Raw genomic sequence first — 19,088 nt, 5'->3', positions numbered from 1 at the left:
CATGCTCTTTTTATCCAAAAAACAGGACTGGACCGGTAACATCCGTGGTGATGTATTGGCTGGACTGGTTGTTGCACTAGCGCTGATTCCGGAAGCCATTGCTTTTTCCATCATCGCCGGTGTCGATCCTAAAGTGGGGCTGTATGCCTCTTTTTGTATTGCCGTCATTAGCGCTTTTTTAGGTGGCAGGCCGGGTATGATTTCCGCCGCCACCGGTGCGATGGCGTTGTTGATGGTGACTTTGGTCAAAGAACACGGCTTGCAATACTTGTTGGCGGCGACGCTTTTGACCGGTGTGCTGCAAGTCATTGCCGGCTATTTCAAGTTAGGCAGTTTAATGAGTTTTGTCTCGCGGTCGGTGGTCACCGGCTTTGTGAATGCACTGGCTATTTTGATTTTCATGGCGCAATTGCCGGAATTAACCCATGTTACCTGGCATGTGTATGCCATGACAGCGGCGGGTTTGGGGATTATTTATCTATTTCCATATTTGCCGTGGGTGGGTAAATTATTACCCTCACCCTTGATTTGTATCGTTTGCTTGACAATCGTGGCAATCATGTTTGATGTAGATATTCGTACGGTGGGTGACATGGGCGAATTGCCGGATGCCTTGCCTATTTTTCTCTGGCCACAGGTGCCATTGAATCTTGAAACCTTACAGATCATATTGCCGTATTCTGCACCTTTGGCAGTGGTGGGATTGTTGGAGTCTTTGATGACGGCCACTATCGTTGATGAACTAACCGATACCACCAGCGACAAAAACCGTGAATGCAAAAGTCAGGGCATAGCGAATATAGGTGCTGGTTTGTTGGGAGGCATGGCTGGCTGTGCAATGATCGGCCAGTCGGTGATCAACATTAAATCCGGCGGCCGCGGACGCTTGTCTACTTTAATCGCGGGTACATTATTGCTGATTATGGTGGTGTTTTTAGATGAATGGATTTCAAAAATCCCTATGGCGGCCTTGGTGTCGGTGATGATCATGGTATCGATCGGCACTTTTAGCTGGCGCTCCATAATTAATTTAAAGGAATATCCATTATCGACCAATGTGGTGATGATAGCGACGGTCACGGTGGTGGTGTGGACGCATAATCTGGCGTTTGGGGTATTTGTGGGTGTCTTGCTGGCGTCATTGTTTTTTGCCAATAAAATCAGTCATTTTATGTATGTAGAATCCAGTCTGGATCAGGCGCGGGGTACACGAACTTATCAGGTGGTCGGGCAGGTATTCTTCAATTCGGCAGATAAATTCACCACTGCATTTGATTTTAAAGAAGCGCTGGAAAAAGTGGTAATTGATGTGCATCGCGCACATTTTTGGGATATTACCTCAGTCACTGCCTTGGATAAGGTAGTTATCAAGTTTCGTCGTGAAGGCGCTGAGGTTGAATTGATCGGCCTCAATGAAGCCAGCACCACTATTGTCGACCGGTTTGGTATTCACGATAAACCGGAAGAAATTGAAAAAGTTCTGGGAGGTCACTAATGCAACTTCAAAACAATACCGTATTAGCCTGTGTCGATGGCTCCAGCTTAAGCAACGCCGTTTGCGATTATGCTGCCTGGATTGCCAAGCGAGTATCTGCACCTTTAAGCTTAATGCATAGCATTGATCATCATCCTGAAACTGCCGATTTACTGGATTTGTCCGGTAATATCGGTTTGGATAGTCGTGAACATTTATTAGAAGAAATGACGCGTCTTGAACAGCAGCAAAACAAGTTAAAGCTGCAACAAGGCAAGTTTATCATGCAAGCGGCGCAGCAGCGGGTGATCCAGGCTGGCATTGCTGATGCCACGGCCTATCAACGGCACGGTAGTTTGGTGGAGTCTTTGATTGAGCTGGAAGAGCAGTTGCGTGTGGTCGTTGTGGGTGTACGCGGCAAGGTGCACGAGAATCAGTCGGATAAAATAGGCGCTAAGCTGGAATCGATTATTCGCTCGTTACATAAACCGATTTTGGTGGTTAACGATAACTTTACCGCGCCGCAGCGCATCATGATTGCTTACGATGGCAGCAAAGCTGCTGATAAAGCGGTGGATATTGTGGTCAATAGTCCACTTTATCATGGCTTGTTGTGTCATTTGGTTTGCGTGAGTCATGATGAGCATGCCGGCGCTTTACTGGAAAATGCCGCAAATAAATTCCAGCAAGTGCCGGATATAAGATTGATCAGCCAAAAGCTCATCGGTAAACCTGAAGAGGCTTTATGTGAGTATCAGGCAAAATTTGATATTGATATGACGGTGATGGGTGCCTTCAGTCATAGCCGGATTCATGATTTGTTATTGGGCAGTTTTACGGTAAAAATGCTCACGCAGTGTCATAAGCCTCTGTTGCTGTTGCGTTAAGCCATTGACATGACAGCCCTAAAAAATTATTGCTCGACGATATACAAGCATATTCATCCCGTTGCGCAGTTTTTAAGGTTGTTATCAGTTGTGTTGGCGCGTGAGTATGAGGAAGATGGCTTAAAGCAGCGAGCCATGAGTCTGGTGTATATCAGTTTACTTTCTCTAGCGCCATTGCTGGCAGTGAGTTTTTCCATACTGAAGGGCTTTGGTGTACACAACCAGATTGAACCTTTATTGTTTGAATTGCTGACGCCGCTGGGTGAAAAAGGCGCGGAAATTACCACTAACATCATCTTCTTTGTGGAAAACATTAAGGTGGGGGTGTTAGGTTTTATTGGCTTTTTGATGTTGTTTTATACGGCAATATCCTTGTTATCGGAAATTGAAGCTTGTTTTAATCACATTTGGCGAGTGACCAAGCCACGCTCGCTGTATCGTCGTTTTACTGATTATCTGAGTGTGATATTGATCGGGCCGGTGTTTTTGTTTTCGGCGTTGGGGATTACCGCCTCAATGGGCAATTCGGCAGTGGTAAAGGGCTTGATACAAATGGAACCCTTCGGTACTGTCTATTACGCCATCGGATTGATCCTGCCTTATATATTGATTGTCATTGCATTCAGTTTTGCCTATGTCTTCATTCCCAATAGTAAAGTCAGGCTGGTGCCGGCCTTGATAGGGGGCTTGGTGGCGGGTTTGGCTTGGAAGTCGACAGGTGCTTTGTTCGCACATTTTGTTGCCGGATCGGCTCATTACAGTGCAATCTATTCAGGATTTGCCGTAGTTTTACTCGCGATGATCTGGCTTTATATCAGTTGGTTGATCTTGCTGATGGGTAGTGTGATTGTGTTTCACATTCAGTATCCACGCTACTTGCATTACACCACACGTCGACCGCATTTAAGTATTCAATGTCAGGAAAAATTGGCCATTTTGTTAATGGCGCAGATTGGGAGGCAACACATCGAAGGGGGGGAAATCTGTAGTTTAAAGCATTTGGTTGATGCGGTTAATGTGCCATGGGAAGCTGTGGTGGATATATTGCGCTGTCTACAACAAAGCGGTTTATTAATGATCTTAGAGGATCACTCTCGCTATGTATTGACACATGACACCGATGCCATTTTATTACGTGATATTGTGCAAGCGATACGCGCTGCCGGTGATCAGCCCAAGTTGATCAATTCGGGGGTTGCAGCCCATCCTGCTTTGCAGGGGTTGTTCGAAGAATTGGCTCAGCATAGTGTTGACTTTTTACAGAATCGCAGTTTGCGAGATATTCTGTTGGATGAAAAAAGTGATATTGAGGCATGATCATGCCTTTTATTGATTAATCTATCATTATTTCGATGAGATATTTTCTGCTTATACTGTTGTTTTTGGTGAATCCAGTGTTGGGGCAAATTGCATTGCCGGGACTCGGAGACGATACGTCTTTGGCTGATGCTAAAAGCAGTCATCCGGCTTTGGCATCTAAGCCACCCAATCCTCTCGATTTGTCTGCAGGTTGGTGGCGTTATTTTAATGTTGAATCGGTTGAGTTATCGCAACATATTAATCAGTCCGACGCATTATTGAAGAAACTTACCGCGAATGAATCGATTGCTATCAAGGCCCAAGTCGCAGATCTGATTGAGAATTTACAACGCTACCGCGAGTTACGCGACAAGACTGCCTCTGAACCCTCCGCTACCCTGAATTTTCAAAATAACTATAGCCTGCGGCAATGGTTGGATATGACGCGCAAACTCCAAACTTTACAAGCGGAATTGCAATCCGACAGCAAAGACCTGGAACGAGACGAAAAGAAACTTGCCGCTGCTCGCCAGTGCTTGGATACCATGATGGCAGCTTATTTGGAGCTTCCAGATCATGCGGTAGACAAGTTTACTCAAGGTTTACAGGTTATGTCCTTGTGGGCAGAGCAGGCGCTGGATGCTGAAAGTCTGCGTTTGAAAAAAGCTATTCTGGCGGTTAGTAATTTGCAATTGGCGCAATTATTAAAAGAAATAAATACCGCCCGTAGCAGGATAGTGGTGAGTGAACAGGATTTCGAGCAAATCAAAAAAGACATTCATACCGCCGAGCAGGGCCAGATCAATGCCAGGGAAAATTTAACTCAACTGGTGGCTGTGGTCGAATTAGAAAATCTGGATACGGCAGAAGGTACTGCACGATCCTTGCTGTCAAAACAACGCATCAATCACGCTATTATCAAGGAAGCTGTAGCTGATGCCTTGTTGTCGCGTAAGCGTATGGAATATTTGTTAATGCAGATGTTGCGAGTCGAAGATGGTAATGCATTAAGCGGATTGAAAGCTGAATTACAAGGCTATCTTGATAATATCAACAATATCAAAGATAAACTGGATGTCTGGCAGGAAAAAGCCGAAAACGACCAAGTTCGGGCGGGTAAGTCGTTGGCATCGTTATTTGTCAGTACTGAAAAACAAAATAGCAACCTCGTCATCCAGACTCAAAACCGCTTGACCGAAGTGCAAAATACCTTGCTCTCACTGCAACGATTAAATGGCGAAATCAACGATGCCAAATTTATTGCAGATCGGGCAGAATCATTAGTAGCGGATAAACAAGGCATGCTGATTACCGGTTTGACAAATCTCAATACATCGGTATCTCAAGTATGGGAATGGTTGTCAGATCATCTGGAAGCCAGTTTATTCAAGATCAGTGAAACCCCTGTCACCCTGCTAGGTATTTTACGCGTGATAGTGGTTATTACACTAGCCTGGGGGCTTTCACATTTTGTGCGCAGAGGTTTGACGCATTTGAGTGAGCGTCAGGGTGGTAGTCTGACATATTTATATACCTTAGGTCGTTTGGCGCATTATCTGATTTTGATTATCGGTATCAGTATCGGCTTGTCCAGTATTGGTGTCGATTTGAGTAACTTTGCTTTAATTGCCGGTGCGCTAAGTTTGGGGGTTGGTTTTGGCTTGCAGGCCATTGTCAGTAACTTTGTATCCGGGCTGATTGTGTTGTTTGAGCGTAGTTTACGCATTGGTGATTTTGTCGAGTTATCCTCCGGTTTGGCAGGTGAGGTCAAGGCCATTAATGTAAGAAGTACACTGGTGACAACCACGGATATGGTTGACATTCTGGTGCCGAATTCCGAGTTTGTGAATGGCCAGGTAATTAACTGGACCTTGACCGACGCCTCTCGCCGGATTCATATCCCTTTTGGCGTGGCTTATGGTAGTGATAAGGATTTGGTCAGGAAAGCAGCGTTGGAAGCTGTGAATAATACGTCGCATACCGTAAAAAATCGTAACAACCGCGAACCGGAAGTATGGTTGACCAATTTTGGTGATAGCAGTCTGGATTTTGAGTTGGTGGTCTGGGTGCAGCCTCATGCAGTGAAAAAGCCTCAGCGTGTCAAGGCAGCTTATTATTGGGAGTTGGAAACCGCATTACATAAATACGGCATCGAAATTCCATTTCCGCAACGCGATTTGCATATTCGAAGCGGCTTAGCCAAAGCGGCGGAGAAGCCTGAAGTGATTAGTGATCCGACTTTGACGGTTAATAGTACGCCAAAGTCGGAGTAGCCTTAATTACTCTTGATTTTTTCCGCGTCTGGAAGTTGATCCGACGCGTTTTTTACTTTTGTCTTTTTTGACCAAATCAGGGTCGAATTTAGATATGTCCAGAGATTTACCGACTACACGTACCCTTTTTAGGGCTTGAAACAAGTCTTTGGGCATGCCGGCTGGTAATTCTACAGTGCTGTAGTGTTCTTCGATTTTAATACGGGCAATATGATCGCCATCAATACCGGTTTCATTGGCGATGGCACCAACGATATTGCCGGGTTTGACGCCGTCGCTGTGACCAACTTCGATCCGAAATGTTTCCATTTCCACCGCACCAGCCCGGCCTCTTTCGCGTTTAGGGCCGCGGTCACGATCTCGGTCTTTACCGTGCGATTTTTCATCCGCATCTTTACGTGGTTTTTTGGTCACTTCTTTCATCAGTAACGGTGTGTTACCTTGCAAAAGCTTGGCCAGCGCTGCTGCAACATCAACTGCAGGAACGTCATGCTCGACTTGATACTGATTGATTAACTGGGTGTAAAAGCTTAATTCTTCAGCCGCCAGCGTATCGGTTATGCGTTGTTTGAAACGATTGACGCGGGCGTTGTTAATAAACTCGGTTGAAGGCAACTGCATTTCTTCAACTTTTTGTTTGGTAGCTTGCTCGATATTGGCCAGCAAGCGTTTTTCGCGCGGCGAAACGAATAAAATTGCATCACCGGTACGGCCGGCACGACCGGTACGGCCAATACGATGTACGTAAGATTCGGTGTCGTAAGGAATGTCATAGTTTACGACATGGGTAATACGATCGACATCCAGGCCGCGGGCCGCAACATCGGTGGCAATCAGAATATCCAGTTTGCCGGTTTTCAAGTTGTCGATCGCGCGTTCACGTAGCGCTTGTGACATGTCGCCATTAATGGCAGAGGCAGAAAATCCGCGGGCTTCCAGTTTTTCGGCAACTTCAATCGTGGCTGTTTTGGTTCTAACGAAAATTATCATGCCATCGAAATTTTCCGCTTCCAGAATGCGGGTCAGGGCGTCCATTTTGTGCAAACCGCTGACGAACCAGTAACGTTGGCGAATATTGGCCGCGGTGGTGGTTTTGACCTTGATGGTAACTTGCTCGGGATTGTTCAGATATTTCTGGGCAATCTTGCGGATTTCTGTCGGCATGGTGGCAGAAAACAACGCTGTTTGCCGAGTAGATGGCGTTTGTTCCAGAATCCATTCCACATCATCAATAAAACCCATACGCAACATTTCGTCAGCTTCGTCAAGTACCAGGGTTTTCAACTGATTCAACTTCAGCGTGCCACGACGCATGTGATCCATGACTCGGCCCGGTGTGCCGACTACGACATGCGCACCGCGGTTAAGTTGGCGTAATTGTGTGGTGTAATCCTGGCCGCCGTATATCGGTAGTACATGAAAACCTTTGATGTGGGCAGCGTAGCTTTGGAAGGCTTCAGCGACTTGTATGGCGAGTTCGCGAGTCGGAGCTAATACCAAAGCTTGTGGATCTTTTTGATTAATATCGATACGCGTTAATATCGGCATGGCAAAGGCAGCAGTTTTACCTGTGCCGGTTTGCGCTTGTCCGAGTACGTCGCGGCCAGCCATCACGAATGGAATGATTTGCGCTTGAATGGGGGAGGGGGTTTCATAACCGATGGATTGAACGGCTTTTAAAACCGCTTCTGATAGAGCTAAATCATTGAAAGATGGCGTGATGGTGGGGGTTTCGGACATTAAAAATACCTGTAGAGAATAAAGAGTTCTGCCTGCAGACAGCAGACACTGCTAGCATTGTACAGCAATTCGGCCTAACAATGCTTAACTTATTGATATTGGGGTGAAACGTAAGCCTACAAGTGTGTTTTTCCAGTCGCGTAATGTAAGCAAATGAAAAGAAAAAATTGTGCGCCAAAAATAAGATTGGCCATCAAAAGGTGCACGGGTTGAGCGAAAGCCGGAAAACCCAGTCTATCCAAACTGACGCCGGCCAAGATGGCTGTGACAATCAAACCCATCAAAGCGTAGGCGACTTTTAACAGCAGGCTGTTGTTGTCTACATTTTTGAAAATTTTCCAGGCTAGCCACAGATTGGTAAATAAAATAATTGAGGAAAATGAGCGATGGACATAGAAGATCAACGGAAAACTATCGCGCCAGTATTCGCGATCGATATAGCTGTGCTGATGGGCAATGAAGTCGACTGCTTCGCGTACTTGTGTACCCATGGCCACTTGTATCAGCGTTATCCCCATGGCAATTTTGAGTACCAATCTAAAGCGTGGGGTTACCCAGTTGGCATTTAAGGCTGAAAGTAATGGTTTTTGTGAGCGGCTAATGGCGTAAATCAATAAAGCCACAATAAAAAGTGCCACTAGCATGTGCAAGGTGATCATAAAGGGTTTTAAATTACTGGCAACGACTGCAGACCCTAGCCAACCTTGAAAACCCACCAGAAAGAAACTTGATAATGCCAGATAAAAGGTAGTCTTATCGGTTTTAAAATAAATGCGCGACGACCAAGCCGTTAGAAAAATCAAAAAACCAATGCTAACACCCACCAAACGATTGGCGTATTCAGTCCAGGTTTTGACTGGGTTGAATGTAGTGCTTTCATAGCCGCGGGCGGCATAAATTTGGTGATAATTAGCGGGTAATTGGGATTCGTCAGTAGGCGGCACCCATTGACCAAAACAAGTCGGCCAATCCGGACAACCCATGCCGGCGCCTGATGCGCGCACAATACCGCCGACCAGGATGACAAAATACACGGCAAAAATGGTCAGCGTACCTAAGCGGCGAAAACGGGCGGCTGCTGCTGGGTTTATCATGTTGATTTTCATAAGAACATAGATTGTGCGAGTTCAATTTCTTCAGAAACACCTTCGATTTCCAGTATTTCTACATCGGCTTGTAGACCGATTTTGCTAAAGGCTGGTACGGTGGCCCAATCAATTCTGGAAGCCGGATGGTCAGTGCCGTTAATACTTTGTAAAAATGCAACCTGCACCAGGTCGACATAATCCGCTGGCCCGTCATGATTTCTTTGGAAATCGACATATTCTGAGGCAACCAGTTTCAATTCTGCAGGAAAACTCCAGGTATCCATAATGATCTTACCGACGTGCGGGTGGGCTTTTTCCAGTAGCTTTTCCAGTCGGGATGGACTATCCCTGAATTCAGGAATTTTTTCAATCAAGGTTAAAATTGGCAGCTTGCCAATTTGGTGAATTAGGCCGGACAGCATGGCCTCGTCAGGATTTAGATGCGGTACAAAAGACGCTAGCGCACGACTGATAGCTGACACATTCACGCCTTGTTCCCAGATACTGCGAAAATACTGCTCCAGCACAGCAGTTGATGGTTTAAACATTTGCTGCATCACCAGACTGGTGATCAAGGTACGGATGGTGCTGTTACCTAGCCGAGTTACAGCCATTTGAATGTTTTTTATTTCATTCGCACCGCGATAGAGCGGACTGTTGGCAACCTGAATCAGGCGCGCAGATAAAGCGACATCTGTCACTATCAAGTCTGCCAGTTCTTGCGCAGAGGTGTCACCTTTTGCTACAGAGTCGCGCACTTTCAGAGCAATATCAGGCAGGGTCGGCAATATTAGTCGGTTTGCGTCCAGTTCGGTTTGGACATGTGCCAGAAAGTCTTGAACGGATTTAAATTGCATGCTTAATTTGGGCTATTTGAAGGGTAGGAGCTTGATGGATGTCTGCTGTGTTGTGTTAAGTATAAGGTTTTTTGTTTCCGCATCAACCGTTTGTAATACAAGCAGCAAACGGCAAGTGTTTTCTTGGGTTTGATAAGCTAGAACATCGCCGATTTTTTCTTGTGTAATGGCATCCTGGACAAATAAATCGCTATGGTGTTGAATTTCGCATTGGGATTCACCCAAAAACAGTTGACGTTTGGCTTTGCCTAAAAAATGGGTGCGTGCAACGATTTCCTGGCCGGTATAGCAGCCTTTGTTAAAGCTGATGCCACCGAGATGATCAATGTTAAGCATCTGTGGAATAAATTGTTCCGTTTGATCAATCTCAAACCAGGGGATGCCGGCTGAAATATCTTGAAATCGCCATTCGTCAACACTACCCAGTCTCAATGACTCTAATTTTGGAGTTATCGGCTGTTCTGGTTCTGCAATCAAAATATGGCGTGGATGTTCTGAGGGTAGTTTTATGCAAATGAGATGCTCAGATCTACTACAGGCAAAATCATCACTCGGTAATGTAATGTTATTGATTGGATTGGGTGTAGAAAGCCCATTAATAGTCTGAAAATTGCTTTGGTCACTCAGTTGTACTTTGGAGCGTAATACATACATTTGCAGTTTCTTTAAGACTTTATCCTGCAAGCTGTTTGGTAATAACAATAAAAATCCGGCTTCAGTTTTGATTACCAGTAGTGTACTGATTACACGGCCTTTCGGATTGCAAAATGCGGCAATACTGGTTTTTGTTTCGTTTATATCGTTGATGTTGCAAGTCAACTGACCCTGCAGAAATTTTGCGGCATCTTCTCCGGTGACAGCAATGCCAGCAAAATGGGTTAAGTTATAGTAAGAGTTTGTGAGAGGGTCTTGCTGTTCTGTTGCTTTCATTGATAGGGTTTGTTTATTTAAAGTATAGCGTTATATATTAGTTATTCTACACGTCAGGCCTTGGAAAAATATTGCCAATATGACCAAAAATACTCATGAAAAGTTTGACGTAAAAATTGGTAGGTCCAAACAATTAAATCAATTGCTTAATATCTTGCATGTTTGCGCTTTTGCTGCTTGTTGGCTGAATGATATGCCTAAGGAGTATAAATGGTTTTTGAGTAGTCTTGTGGTTGTTCTTTGGGTTTTTTCTGACCTTTTCAATCGTTCATCGCCGTATTTTCTACGCTATACTGCAAACGCTGGTTGGGAGTTGTCTTTGGATGGAACCGATTATATGGAAATACTGATTTTGGATGGTACTGTGCTTACCCATTACGCAATTCTGCTATATTTCAAAACTAACAAACCATTGGGTAAGTCGATTTTGATAGTACGCGATTCAGTATCCGCCGATGACTACCGCCGTTTTATAGTCAGATTGAAACTTTCGAGACAGGTAGTTGATAGATGAATACACACGCCACCCTCTCAATTAATTCGCAAATCAATCGGCTGAAAAATTTACCCGCCTTGCCTGAAGCCAGCGTAAAAATCCTGGAAGCCATTAACGATCCGGATGTTTCAATTGAAAAACTGGTAGATGTTTTGTCGCTATCACCCGCGTTGGTGGCTCGTTTACTCGGATTGGCAAATTCAGCCTATTTTTCTCAGCAACGGACAATCGATAATTTGCGCACGGCTATTGTGCAGGTGCTGGGATTGAATTTAGTAAAAAGTCTTGCGGTGGGTGTAGTGTTGAATGTTCAGCTGGACCCTGGCAAATGTAAGAATTTTGATACCCAAGCTTTTTGGCAGCTTTCTCTGATGACTGCAGTCATTGCGCAAAAGCTATCCGCAGCCGGTACTTCGAGCGAGATATCATCAGCTACGTTTTACACGGGAGGTTTGTTATTGCATATTGGTATTTTGGTTGTAGCTTTTCTATTCCCGGATGAACTGGATAGGATTTTGCTTGAGCAACCTAAAAATTATGCTGAACTTGACCGTGAGATTAATCAAACCTTAGGTTTAAGTCATTATGAAATTGGCTACATCCTATTAAATAAATGGCAATTACCAGACGTCTATCAAAATTTGCTACATCGCTTCAATCAAAAAAATTTATCTGCAGAAGATGCTAGCCTTATCTATCTATTGCAAGCTAGTCAGGCTATGTCTGGTTTGGTATTGGATGGAGAAGATGATGATGCCGATCTGGAACATATAGCAAGCCAAGCAAAATTGCCGCTCGAGTTAACTGTCAAAATATTTTATCAAATGATTGAAAACAAAGACAATATTCAAAGTCTTGCTATTGCGTTAGGAAGCTGATGAACCAGCAAATGAAATTTGACATTGGAAAAGAATGGACCGGCACTGGAGTGCAGGATTTGATCGTTGATCTTGTTAATGCATTATCTGCTGTTAAATCGTTATCTGAAGTAAGTTGCGAAATGGCAGATGAAAAAACTGTCATACGCTATGCATTAGCAGGATTACTCCAAAATCAGGACATGGAAAGATGTTCTTTTTTTGTTATCGACAACGAAGGTATTTTATCGAATGTCACCGGATTGAGTACGGTCGATTCGCCCGAAGATAATATGTGGTTGCCTGAAAAATCTATGAGTTTTCAGCTAGGCGAGGGCATTATTGGTGCGGCAGCAGCCTCTGGAAAAGTACAGCAATGCCATAATTGCCAAGAAGATCCTCGATTTGCAAATATTGGTAATCCTGCTTCTGTGCCGGGGTGCATTATTTGTGTTCCGGTTTATACACTGCGCAAGGTATTGATTGGGGTGTTGAATGTATCCCACCCCCAACCAGGTTTCTTTAGTAATTGGCATCTAAAGTTGCTAGAAGTTTATGCCAATATTCTTGGTCAATTGATCACCAATAGGCGCTTGTTCCAGCAGATGGAATCGCAGATTTCCCTCAGAACAGCTGAATTAGAACGGTTGGTGCAAGAAACCAGTCAACTTAAAGATTATTACGCCAGTATGTCTATGCATGATCAACTGACTGGTTTGCATAACAGGCGTTATTTTTATGAACAGGTTGGGTTGGCGCTGGCGCACCATAAGCGCTACGCCTATCCGTTTTGTTTGTTAGTGATGGATATCGATTACTTTAAAGCTATTAACGATAAATACGGTCATCAATTTGGTGATGAAGTATTGATTAGCGTGTCAGAAGCACTGAAAAAAGAAGTGCGGAATACCGATATTTTGGTACGTTTTGGTGGGGAAGAGTTTGTTATTATTTTTACCAACATTGGTTGCGATAGTGGCAAACAATTTTCTGAACGAATCCGGGAGCAAATCAAAGCTTTAAGCTGGAGCAATGGTGAAGAAAAAGTTAGCATTACCATCAGTATAGGCTTGCATTGTTTGAATCCTACGTATTCTGAGGTAGAGCCACAACTGGATATAGATCAAATTATTAGCTGTGCAGATGCCGCGTTATATGCAGCAAAAGACAACGGACGCGATAGGGTGGAAATTTTTGTATCTTAAGGTTAAGGCTAGAAATCACCTAAGTTGGTTTCTGCCTTGAACTACAAAAGACGCTGTTCTAGCAAACAATTATTTGGCTTAATAAAGCGAGGTACTAATATGAAATTATATTTATCTTTCCGTTTATTGAACAAATTAATACTGTTGTTTATTGTTTTTCATGGGGCTACTGCGATAGCCGATGAGCGTGACGAAATGCAAAAACGATTAAATGAACAGGTTTTTGAAAAGCCGTTTAGCGTTGAAAGTGAAGCCGCTTTGAATGCCTATATCGAAGAGGCTACCAAGAAAGGCACTCCTCCTAATGCGCAACCTAGCCAGTATTGGCGCAAAGGTTATACCTGCGGTGATTTAAGGCGTTATTCTTGGAATGATTACCGTGATTGCAGTTATTATCACCGATATTATGGCCGCTATTGGCCTTATTGAGTAAGAAGGGCAACTATTTATTTAAAACTTTATTGGAGATATAGATGGCTTTTTTTCAGGCAAAATGGGTAAACGTTTTAAGTGGCGTAGTACTCGCTTCCTTGCTGGCTGGGTGCGCAGCTGTTCACACGTCTATTGCTAAAAAAGATTTAGATGTTCAGACCAAAATGAGCGATAGCATCTTTCTGGATCCCGTCGGTCTGGATAAACGTCAAATTTTTCTGGATATTCGTAACACTTCAGATAAGTCGAATTTCGACATTCTGATGCCAGTCAAACAAGCGCTACAAGCTAAAGGGTACATAGTCTCGAATGACCCTGATGCATCTTATTTTTGGTTGCGCGCCAATATATTAAGTGTGGGTAAAACCAGTCCAACGGCTGCAGAAAGCTCATTATATTCCGGTTATGGAGGCCCATTGGCCGGCGCTGCCGCCGGTGCAGCAATTGGCGGTGGTGTTGGAGGTTGGTCTGGTGCCGGTATCGGTGGTTTAGCGGGCGCCGTAGTCGGTGGTGGCGCGGAACTGATTGCAGATGCTGCTGTTAAAGACGTAACTTATATGGTAGTTACGGACATTGAAATTGCCGAGAAAACTAAAGAGGGTGTCATTGTTCGGCAGGACAGTCTTCAGGACGCAAAGCAGGGTATCGGCGGCTCGAGACGTCAAACTTCTTCCGAAGTGAGTGATAGAAAAAAATATCGTACACGTATTGTCAGTACAGCCAATCAGGCCAATCTGGAGTATGAAGAGGCGGCTCCCAGTCTAACAGCTGGTTTAGTGCGCTCTATTGCCGGTTTATTCTGATTTTGGCAGTTAATCCACAAAGAATCTCAATCGATTTGCCTTTTTTCTTGAACCCAGTGGTGAAATGTTTTTTCTGGCGAAGTCGTCCTGATGCTTTTTAAGAAAGAGTGCGTCAGGGCTATTTTCAGCAGTTGGACATTTTATCCTGCGCTTGTATAATCCCACCCCATTTGAGTCCGATTTAGTTCGGGCCTAACCTTATCACTTTAAGAAAACTACCATGGCACTATATTGCGGTATTGTTGGTTTACCCAACGTCGGCAAATCCACTTTGTTCAACGCTTTAACTAAAGCCACCATTGCGGCTGAAAATTATCCCTTCTGTACCATAGATCCGAATATAGGCGTGGTGCCGGTACCCGATCCTAGAATGGACAAACTTGCCGAAATCGTAAAGCCACAACGCACGTTGCCGACTACCATTGAGTTTGTCGATATCGCTGGTTTGGTGGCCGGTGCCTCTAAAGGCGAAGGCTTGGGAAATCAGTTTCTGGGAAATATCCGCGAAACAGATGCTATCGTGCATGTAGTGCGCTGTTTTGAAGATGACAATGTGGTGCATGTAGCCGGCAAAGTCGATCCGGTTAGCGACATTGAAGTTATTAATACTGAATTAGCCCTGGCTGACATGGCCTCAGTTGAAAAAGCTCTGCAAAAAACGCTCAAAGCATCCAAATCAGGCAATAAAGATGAACTGGCCAGAAAACAAGTGCTGGAGCGCGTATTGGAGCAGCTGAATGCTGGTGATCCTGTTAGAACCCTAGGATTATCGGAAGATGAGGTTATGCTCATCAAAGAGCTTTGTCTGATTACACTTAAGCCAACATTATATGTTGCCAATGTACAGGATGATGGGTTCGACAATAATCCTATGTTGGATAAAGTTATCGCCTTTGCAGAAAAAGAAGGTTCAAAAGTAGTACCTGTTTGCGCGGCTATTGAAGCGGAGATTGTGCAGCTTGACGATGCTGAGAAGCAGGAATTTCTGAATGATTTAGGTTTGGAAGAGCCTGGCCTTAATCGAGTTGTACGAGCAGGCTATGCCCTATTAAATCTATCGACCTATTTTACAGCCGGTGTAAAAGAAGTCAGAGCTTGGACCATTCCCGTTAACGCTTCAGCGCCAAAGGCGGCTGCCGTTATTCATACTGACTTTGAAAAAGGCTTTATTCGTGCCGAAGTTATATCCTATGAAGACTTTGTAAATTACAAAGGGGAACAAGGGGCAAAAGATGCCGGTAAATGGCGGTTAGAAGGTAAAGATTACAAAGTGCAGGATGGAGATGTCATGCATTTTAGGTTTAATGTTTGACAATCTAAAATTGGCTTTTTATAATAGCGCTCTTTTACAGCTTCAAGGCGATATAGCTCAATCCGGTTAGAGCGCGGGATTCATAACCCCGAGGTTCCAGGTTCGATTCCCGGTATCGCCACCATTAGTATATTTTGCAGTACCCAAATCAACCCTAAGTACTTTAATAACAGGCACTTGGGGTTTTTTATGGGTGAAACCTTCAGTCAGATTAGCTAAGTTACTGCGGGTTGTTGCAGTAACTTCTACAGTAACAACATTTTATGCAGTAACTGCATCAGGAGTTACTGCAAATGGCTAAAGAACTTCTATCAGATGTAACTATCAGAACTACCAAGCCAGCTTCTAAAGATGTACGTCTTTTTGATGGTAACGGCTTGTACCTATTGATTAAGCCTAATGATTCAAGATGGTGGAGAGTTGATTACTCTATCAACAGTAAGCGTAAAACCTTATCACTAGGCACTTATCCAGTAACAAGCCTTCCTGATGCTAGAAAAAAAGCATTTGAACTAAAAAAGCAAGTTGCTGAAGGCGTTGATCCATCAATTAATAGAAAAGCATCCGAGGAGCAAGATGCAAAGGTATTGGAAGAGAAAGAAAGAATCCTAAATGGACAACCCCCTATAGACTTTTTCAGATACATTGCTGAAGAGTGGTACAACAAGAAGATGCAACAAATGGCTGATTCATATAAGGGTAGGCTCTATAGTCGCCTAGAACGCGATATTTTTCCTTATATAGGTAATCAACCAATATCAGACATTACAGCTCAAGAACTTTTGACAGTGATTCAACAAATTGAAAGTAGGGTGTCAACCAACGCTCAAATTTTTCCAGATGAAGCAGGCTAATCAAAAAATGACCGAATGCCGATAAGGCATCCCAAAGCCATTCTTCGATAACCAGGATAATGGCAAATAGCGATAGCAGGATTTTTTTCATGGCTTGATCTGGATGTCAGTTGTTTGAACGGTTATTTAACGCGGCATGTAGTTTTGTACGATCCAATTCTTGCTCCGAGTGCGATATCACGATGGTGGCTACGGCGTTACCGATAATATTGGTGATTGCCCGCGCCTCGGACATAAATCTATCGATGCCAAGGATGAGCGATAAGGCAGCCACCGGCACACTGGGTACCACCGCTAGTGTCGCTGCCAGTGTTATAAATCCTGCGCCGGTCACCCCTGAAGCGCCTTTGCTGGTTAACATGGCTACCAAAAGCAGCGTTAACTGCTGTGTCAAGGTCAGATCGATATTCAAAGCCTGGGCAACGAATAGCGCTGCCATGGTTAGATAAATGTTAGTCCCATCCAGATTGAACGAATACCCTGAGGGTACCACCAACCCGACTACCGAGCGTGAACAACCCAAGCTTTCCAGTTTATTCATTAACGGCACCAAGGCCGATTCCGAGGATGAAGTACCCAGTACCAGCAGTAATTCCTCTTTAATAAAATGCAGTAGCTTAAAAATATTAAAGCCGGTCATGGCGCCTATGCTGCCAAGAATACCGATGACAAATAAGCCACAGGTCAGATAAAAACTCCCCATTAATGCCGCTAGCGGCTTGAGCGCCTCAACGCCATATTTACCCAGGGTAAAAGCCATGGCCGTGCCGGCACCCAAAGGTGCCAATTTCATGATGACATTCATCATCGCAAAAAAGATATGCGAACATTCTTCAATAAATTTGTAAACCGATCGTCCCTGACTCCCCAATTGCTGCAAAGCATAGCCAAACAGGACCGCCACCAGCAATACTTGCAGCAAATCGCCGGAACCGGTAAAAGCATCAGTAAAGGTTTTCGGAATAATGTGAAGTAAAAACTCAGCCAGGTTTTGCTGGTTTGCCTGTTTGACATAACCCGAGACTGCCTGGGCGTCCAGCGTGGCGGGATCAACATTAAAACCAGAGCCAGGTTTTAGCACATTGGCAACCACTACACCGATCGCAAGAGCAAAGGTGGAAACCACTTCAAAATACAACAGTGACTTTACACCCACCCGGCCAGCCTTTTTCATATCATCGGCACCCGCAATACCCAACACGATGGTACAAAACACCACCGGCGCGATCAGCATTTTGATCAGACTAATAAAACCATCGCCCAAAGGCTTCATCAAAACGGCATGCTCAGGGTCGAGAGTGCCAAAAACACCCCCGAAGACAATGGCGATGATCACCCAGAAATAAAGTCGGGATTTTGAACTGTTGGCTTTAAATAGCTCAGGCATGGGAATATTTATTTTTTCTACGCATTTTTGCTGTTGCAGTCGTGTAAGTCAGCGGGTTTTGAATGGTTAGTCCATGGGAGGCTGTTTACAGCGAGAATGACTGATATTCTAAGTGTCATCACGCCATACTAGGGAAGGGGTGTTCATCAGAATAGGGGCTTAAAATTAAAACGGCCATCTTACCGGCTAATCGCTGGAGCGGACAGGCAATGTATTAGCCCGTGCATTTCAGTTGTATCCCTTATCCCTTATCGCATCCGCTGGGAATGTCCCATGAACGCTTAGGTTTGTCGTGCTTGGCTTCCTCAGCAATCGGGATTTTTTCGCCCGTCATTTTTTCCAAGTCGGCTATCGTTACCAAGTATCTATCCAGATTCTGCTTGGTTGCCTGCTGGGAATTGGGTACAACCCAGGCAATGGCAGTCTGCTTTTGGCCCTGGCCGCGAATGATGACTTTCCAAAACGCATCCGGTGTTTTGATACCGTGTGATGCCACAAAATAATCATCATTTGAGTTATGACCCCAAATGACACCACCAATCACCCGCAACTGGTCGATGTCGCGATAGCATTCGATGATTTCTTCTGTCAGCAGCCATGCGCCTCTGTTCATAGCGGCGGCCTGTGGCAGGATATTCGTCATAAAGTTGCTTTGCCTGATCGCGGTTTTGGAATGATCCATATGATTTGCCGGTACCAGGTGACCACGATCATAGTCATGTCCGTATCCTTTATAACTGGTTTGTTGGCATTCCAGGGGTACATTGGGGTCAAGAAAAAACCGACTAATCCGCTTCAAATGGCCTATATCGTGCGTGGCAATATAACTGAATTTCACCGCCCCATGCTGTGCGCAATCTAACCAAAGAGTAAAGCCTTCATAGTCTAATTGAATCCCATGCGATGCTGTCTGCGGTTGTAAAAAATCGTTTGCTTGCTGGATGTCTTGGAGTTGAGCGCATGAAGACAGAACGAGCAATAATAGGCTAATAAACGCATAGCGCATGTTTTAGAACTTACCTGAAGGCAAAAAGCTGGCAAATCTATCACACTCAACGGTTTAACATGACGAGCTAAACTACTTCCATGGAAAATACACGTGCTAATCCAGTATCGTAAATCGCTTCTGGCAGTGTATTTGCCGCTTCTATACCTATGCGGTTTTGCTGTGTAGCCTAAGGATTTCGCCAAAAT

Annotated in this window: 17 protein-coding genes and 1 tRNA gene; 12 read left to right on the top strand and 6 right to left on the bottom strand. The window is 44.4% G+C overall.

The features are described from left to right. The first annotated feature begins 1 nt into the window (after position 1). Genes A1359_RS06435 through A1359_RS22700 form a run of 4 tightly spaced genes read left to right on the top strand, consistent with a single transcriptional unit; the run spans position 2 to position 5,933 of the window. On the top strand, positions 2 to 1,495 hold the full coding sequence (locus A1359_RS06435; RefSeq protein WP_066979772.1) for a SulP family inorganic anion transporter: 1,494 nt from the start codon (positions 2 to 4) through the stop codon (positions 1,493 to 1,495). Beyond that, positions 1,495 to 2,361, top strand: a complete 867-nt coding sequence (locus A1359_RS06430; protein ID WP_066979769.1) for a universal stress protein — start codon at positions 1,495 to 1,497, stop codon at positions 2,359 to 2,361. Before A1359_RS06435 ends, A1359_RS06430 begins: the two co-directional genes overlap by 1 nt. Positions 2,362 to 2,370: 9 nt before the next feature. Next, a complete protein-coding gene (locus tag A1359_RS06425) occupies positions 2,371 to 3,678 on the top strand; it encodes a YhjD/YihY/BrkB family envelope integrity protein (RefSeq protein ID WP_083960528.1) in 1,308 nt (435 codons plus the stop codon). 35 nt (positions 3,679 to 3,713) lie between these two features. Continuing rightward, positions 3,714 to 5,933, top strand: coding sequence for a mechanosensitive ion channel domain-containing protein (locus tag A1359_RS22700; protein WP_066979765.1), 2,220 nt, complete (start codon positions 3,714 to 3,716; stop codon positions 5,931 to 5,933). A 6-nt stretch (positions 5,934 to 5,939) separates the two neighbouring features. Here the strand turns inward: A1359_RS22700 and A1359_RS06415 are convergent, their stop codons facing one another. The 4 genes from A1359_RS06415 to ygfZ all read right to left on the bottom strand — a co-directional run bounded on the left by A1359_RS06415 (position 5,940) and on the right by ygfZ (position 10,548). Continuing rightward, on the bottom strand, positions 5,940 to 7,673 hold the full coding sequence (locus tag A1359_RS06415; protein WP_066979760.1) for a DEAD/DEAH box helicase: 1,734 nt from the start codon (positions 7,671 to 7,673) through the stop codon (positions 5,940 to 5,942). A 116-nt stretch (positions 7,674 to 7,789) separates the two neighbouring features. Then, the gene (locus A1359_RS06410; protein WP_157200491.1) at positions 7,790 to 8,767 is read right to left on the bottom strand and encodes a COX15/CtaA family protein; all 978 of its coding nucleotides are present in this window, start codon (positions 8,765 to 8,767) and stop codon (positions 7,790 to 7,792) included. Positions 8,768 to 8,775: 8 nt separating this feature from the next. Further along, positions 8,776 to 9,618 (bottom strand): HDOD domain-containing protein, encoded by an 843-nt coding sequence (locus tag A1359_RS06405; RefSeq protein WP_066979753.1) that lies wholly within the window; start codon positions 9,616 to 9,618, stop codon positions 8,776 to 8,778. A 12-nt stretch (positions 9,619 to 9,630) separates the two neighbouring features. After that, positions 9,631 to 10,548, bottom strand: a complete 918-nt coding sequence (gene ygfZ, locus A1359_RS06400) for a CAF17-like 4Fe-4S cluster assembly/insertion protein YgfZ (RefSeq protein WP_066979750.1) — start codon at positions 10,546 to 10,548, stop codon at positions 9,631 to 9,633. A gap of 79 nt (positions 10,549 to 10,627) precedes the next feature. On the opposite strand from ygfZ, the gene A1359_RS06395 reads away from it, so the two are divergent. The 8 genes from A1359_RS06395 to A1359_RS06360 all read left to right on the top strand — a co-directional run bounded on the left by A1359_RS06395 (position 10,628) and on the right by A1359_RS06360 (position 16,507). After that, the gene (locus tag A1359_RS06395) at positions 10,628 to 11,062 is read left to right on the top strand and encodes a protein YgfX (protein WP_066979747.1); all 435 of its coding nucleotides are present in this window, start codon (positions 10,628 to 10,630) and stop codon (positions 11,060 to 11,062) included. Then, entirely contained in the window at positions 11,059 to 11,922 is an 864-nt protein-coding gene (locus tag A1359_RS06390) for an HDOD domain-containing protein (protein WP_066979744.1), read from the top strand. Before A1359_RS06395 ends, A1359_RS06390 begins: the two co-directional genes overlap by 4 nt. A gap of 11 nt (positions 11,923 to 11,933) precedes the next feature. Further along, a complete protein-coding gene (locus A1359_RS06385) occupies positions 11,934 to 13,106 on the top strand; it encodes a sensor domain-containing diguanylate cyclase (RefSeq protein WP_232322137.1) in 1,173 nt (390 codons plus the stop codon). 99 nt (positions 13,107 to 13,205) lie between these two features. Continuing rightward, on the top strand, positions 13,206 to 13,535 hold the full coding sequence (locus A1359_RS06380; RefSeq protein ID WP_198159283.1) for a hypothetical protein: 330 nt from the start codon (positions 13,206 to 13,208) through the stop codon (positions 13,533 to 13,535). Positions 13,536 to 13,579: 44 nt separating this feature from the next. Further along, positions 13,580 to 14,341, top strand: a complete 762-nt coding sequence (locus A1359_RS06375; protein ID WP_066979736.1) for a complement resistance protein TraT — start codon at positions 13,580 to 13,582, stop codon at positions 14,339 to 14,341. Between the two features lie 220 nt (positions 14,342 to 14,561). Further along, positions 14,562 to 15,653: a redox-regulated ATPase YchF gene (gene ychF / locus A1359_RS06370; RefSeq protein WP_066979733.1), complete on the top strand. Its 1,092-nt coding sequence runs from the start codon at positions 14,562 to 14,564 to the stop codon at positions 15,651 to 15,653. Positions 15,654 to 15,699: 46 nt separating this feature from the next. Beyond that, positions 15,700 to 15,777: transfer RNA gene (locus A1359_RS06365), tRNA-Met, on the top strand. A gap of 169 nt (positions 15,778 to 15,946) precedes the next feature. Further along, positions 15,947 to 16,507, top strand: coding sequence for a tyrosine-type recombinase/integrase (locus A1359_RS06360; protein WP_066979729.1), 561 nt, complete (start codon positions 15,947 to 15,949; stop codon positions 16,505 to 16,507). Between the two features lie 106 nt (positions 16,508 to 16,613). Here the strand turns inward: A1359_RS06360 and dctA are convergent, their stop codons facing one another. Both dctA and A1359_RS06350 read right to left on the bottom strand, forming a co-directional pair. After that, a complete protein-coding gene (gene dctA / locus A1359_RS06355) occupies positions 16,614 to 17,894 on the bottom strand; it encodes a C4-dicarboxylate transporter DctA (protein ID WP_066979726.1) in 1,281 nt (426 codons plus the stop codon). Between the two features lie 241 nt (positions 17,895 to 18,135). Further along, positions 18,136 to 18,900 carry a DNA/RNA non-specific endonuclease gene (locus A1359_RS06350; protein ID WP_066979723.1) on the bottom strand — a complete coding sequence of 255 codons (765 nt, stop codon included), beginning with the start codon at positions 18,898 to 18,900 and terminating at the stop codon, positions 18,136 to 18,138. Between the last annotated feature and the right edge of the window lie 188 nt (positions 18,901 to 19,088).

The organism is Methylomonas lenta (assembly GCF_001644015.1).
Lineage (GTDB): Bacteria > Pseudomonadota > Gammaproteobacteria > Methylococcales > Methylomonadaceae > Methylomonas > Methylomonas lenta.
The sequence above is the reverse complement of the archived record's forward strand: the minus strand, read 5'-3'. Positions and strand labels throughout refer to the sequence as shown.

Bases quoted from the DNA above. Each gene is read 5' to 3' on its own strand.
- A1359_RS06410 (WP_157200491.1), bottom strand. From the start codon at position 8,767: ATGATAAACCCAGCAGCAGCCGCCCGTTTTCGCCGCTTAGGTACGCTG.
- A1359_RS06385 (WP_232322137.1), top strand. From the start codon at position 11,934: ATGAAATTTGACATTGGAAAAGAATGGACCGGCACTGGAGTGCAGGAT.
- A1359_RS06360 (WP_066979729.1), top strand. From the start codon at position 15,947: ATGGCTAAAGAACTTCTATCAGATGTAACTATCAGAACTACCAAGCCA.
- A1359_RS06435 (WP_066979772.1), top strand. From the start codon at position 2: ATGCTCTTTTTATCCAAAAAACAGGACTGGACCGGTAACATCCGTGGT.
- dctA (WP_066979726.1), bottom strand. From the start codon at position 17,894: ATGCCTGAGCTATTTAAAGCCAACAGTTCAAAATCCCGACTTTATTTC.
- A1359_RS06430 (WP_066979769.1), top strand. From the start codon at position 1,495: ATGCAACTTCAAAACAATACCGTATTAGCCTGTGTCGATGGCTCCAGC.
- A1359_RS06415 (WP_066979760.1), bottom strand. From the start codon at position 7,673: ATGTCCGAAACCCCCACCATCACGCCATCTTTCAATGATTTAGCTCTA.
- ygfZ (WP_066979750.1), bottom strand. From the start codon at position 10,548: ATGAAAGCAACAGAACAGCAAGACCCTCTCACAAACTCTTACTATAAC.
- A1359_RS06380 (WP_198159283.1), top strand. From the start codon at position 13,206: ATGAAATTATATTTATCTTTCCGTTTATTGAACAAATTAATACTGTTG.
- A1359_RS06390 (WP_066979744.1), top strand. From the start codon at position 11,059: ATGAATACACACGCCACCCTCTCAATTAATTCGCAAATCAATCGGCTG.
- A1359_RS06375 (WP_066979736.1), top strand. From the start codon at position 13,580: ATGGCTTTTTTTCAGGCAAAATGGGTAAACGTTTTAAGTGGCGTAGTA.
- A1359_RS06395 (WP_066979747.1), top strand. From the start codon at position 10,628: ATGACCAAAAATACTCATGAAAAGTTTGACGTAAAAATTGGTAGGTCC.
- A1359_RS06350 (WP_066979723.1), bottom strand. From the start codon at position 18,900: ATGCGCTATGCGTTTATTAGCCTATTATTGCTCGTTCTGTCTTCATGC.
- ychF (WP_066979733.1), top strand. From the start codon at position 14,562: ATGGCACTATATTGCGGTATTGTTGGTTTACCCAACGTCGGCAAATCC.
- A1359_RS06425 (WP_083960528.1), top strand. From the start codon at position 2,371: ATGACAGCCCTAAAAAATTATTGCTCGACGATATACAAGCATATTCAT.
- A1359_RS22700 (WP_066979765.1), top strand. From the start codon at position 3,714: ATGAGATATTTTCTGCTTATACTGTTGTTTTTGGTGAATCCAGTGTTG.
- A1359_RS06405 (WP_066979753.1), bottom strand. From the start codon at position 9,618: ATGCAATTTAAATCCGTTCAAGACTTTCTGGCACATGTCCAAACCGAA.